This is a genomic window from Candidatus Skiveiella danica (assembly GCF_022705245.1).
Taxonomy (GTDB): Bacteria; Pseudomonadota; Gammaproteobacteria; order Burkholderiales; family Burkholderiaceae_C; genus Skiveiella; species Skiveiella danica.
Genome location: NZ_JAKJEW010000075.1, coordinates 1 through 2,386, shown reverse-complemented (window position 1 = coordinate 2,386; position 2,386 = coordinate 1). Strand labels below are relative to the sequence as shown.

Sequence of the window (2,386 nt, the reverse complement as noted above, 5' to 3'; positions counted from 1 at the left end):
TGACGGCTTCAGCGCGAATATACAACGGCACGCCGATGACAGCGGCAACTGGAATGGCAAAGGGATTATCTGGGCCTGCATACTGCTCCAATAAGTCAGTGGGCATGAAACCATAGATCACGCTGCCAATCGCAATACCGATGAGCAGGTAAGGCAACACATCGATAAAGTCCGACCAAGCTTCCCGCCACACACCACTGTACTTCCCTTCTTTCTTAACCGTGACAGTGGGTTGACTGTCACAGCATTCGCTAGACGTAGAGACTGTTGTCTTCCTATCAGCCCCGCAAGAAGCCGTCTTCGGAGTGGTGTCGCAGCTGTTGGTGCCGCAACTCGATGCGGTCGATGTAGCACTGCACGGGCTTGCTGATGAACTACATCCACTGCTCTCTTGTGTCGCCGTCCGGCGCACATAACGCTCGAAGCCAAGCGTGTGAAGCAGCCATCCGGCACCTACCGCGACCACCAAAGCGGCGAGCACATAGATCCCACATTCTCCAAGTAAGTCGCTGATTTCGCTGTCGTAATCGTGATATTTCGCATATAAATCATGGCGTTGACGGCTGCGAGGGGCGCGTTTCATGGATCACCTGGAGGGTGCGGGCTTGGCGCGGGGAGATCGGGTTGATTTCGACCGCCGTGTGCGTCTGGAGTTCCGTGGTGCGCAGATCAGTTCAGACGGTGGCCTGCTGGTGATGCGCGAGCTTGATGACGTGCTCGGCCTGTCCAATCTGGCGTCGGAGGCGCTGCGAGACAGCCGCACCGGGAAGAACACGCTCCATCGGCTTGACGGATTGTTCCGGCAATCGGTGTTCGGACGACTGGCCGGATACGAGGATGTGAACGATGCCGACCGCTTGGCCCTCGATCCCGTGATGCGTCAGGTCGTTGGCGGCAGGGCCGTCGAGGCGCAAGCTGCTTCGGCATCGCAGATGGGACGGTTCGAGACCGAGACGCTGGCTCTGGCCGCGAACCGGGCGGCGCTGGCCGATCTGAACGGCCAATGGATCGACCGGTTTCATGACCGCAACGGGTTGAAATACATCGTGCTGGACATGGACAGCTCGGTCAGCCCCACCCACGGCGATCAGGAAGGTGCTGCCTGGAACGGGCATTTCGACTGCACCTGCTATCACCCCATCTTCTTGTTCAACCAGTTTGGCATGCTGGAGCGCTGCGCCCTGCGTAACGGCAATGTCCACAGCGCCGATGGCTGGCGGGATGTCCTTGATCCCGTCATTGCCCGATATGCTGGCCGCGACCTTGGTGGACGCTTCTTCCGGGCCGACGCTGCCTACGCGATCCCCGCGATCTATATGCGGCTGGAAGAAGCCAGGTTCTTCTACGCCATCCGTCTGCCCGCCAACGCCGTCTTGCGCGAGAAGATCGCGCATCGGCTGACACGGCCCGTGGGACGGCCTTCGCTGACCAAGGTCAAACGGTTCTTCGAGGACTTCGAGTATCAGGCGGCGTCCTGGGACAAGCCGCGCCGCGTCATCGCCAAGATCGAATGGCATCCGGGCGAGCTGTTCCCCAAAGTCGGCTTCATCGTCACCAACCTGCCGATGGAGCCAGACTGGGTGGTGAGGTTCTACAACCAGCGCGGCACCGCAGAGCAGCACATCAAGGAAGGCAAATATGCCTTTCGCTGGACGCGGCTGTCATGCCGGAAGTTCCGGCACAACGAGGTGCGGCTGCAACTGCACGCGCTGGCCTACAACCTGGCAACCTTCCTGCGCTGCATCGAACTGCCCGAGGCCATGGCGGACTGGTCGTTGACCAGCCTGCAACTCAAGCTGATCAAGATCGGCGCCCGCGTCGTCCGCCACGCCCGCGCCATTACCTTCCAGTTGGCCGAGGTCGCCGTCACCGGCCCGATGGTGCGGGCCGTCCTTGCCGCCATCCGCCGTCTTCGAACGCCTCCGTCATGCGCATGACCACGATCCATGCCCAAGCTGAACGAAAGCGGCAGGACAGGTCCGTCTGCCGCGCGGAAAAGCGGCTCTGCCGGGCCAGAATGCTGCGGGTTCGAGGCTTGATCCACCCGACTTCGGCCGTTTGCGCGACGACAGACACCGCTCGGGGCGAAAAACGCTTGCCCAGCGAGCAAAATCAGGCGATCTTGAAGTCAAGCGGCAGGCCACTTGGGGAATGTCGGTTCCTTCATGACGGGTCGATTCGCCAATCGGCCCGGAGCATGCGGGGCGGGGTAGGCAGGCCGGGGATCAGAGGTCGACGATTCACAGCACGCAGGCCAATAGTCGCGCCGGCCCCAGCATGCCAGCCCCTTCCGAAACTTGATTGCATTCCCGTGATTTGCGGCGGCCATATTGGCCGATACGTTCGTTGCGGGCGATCGGATTGACGGCTTTCCGCTGGTCATCCG

General features: G+C 61.1%; 2 protein-coding genes. One reads left to right on the top strand and one right to left on the bottom strand.

Annotated features, from left to right (window positions below; genetic code table 11):
* The coding region (locus ACMUOY_RS19985) for a permease (RefSeq protein ID WP_413894489.1) at positions 1–583 on the bottom strand (583 nt) is incomplete at its 3' end.
* Between ACMUOY_RS19985 and ACMUOY_RS19980 the strand changes: the two genes are divergently transcribed.
* Positions 582–1,937, top strand: coding sequence for an IS1380-like element ISPme1 family transposase (locus ACMUOY_RS19980; RefSeq protein WP_012112698.1), 1,356 nt, complete (start codon positions 582–584; stop codon positions 1,935–1,937). The genes ACMUOY_RS19985 and ACMUOY_RS19980 overlap by 2 nt on opposite strands.
* Positions 1,938–2,386 lie beyond the last annotated feature (449 nt).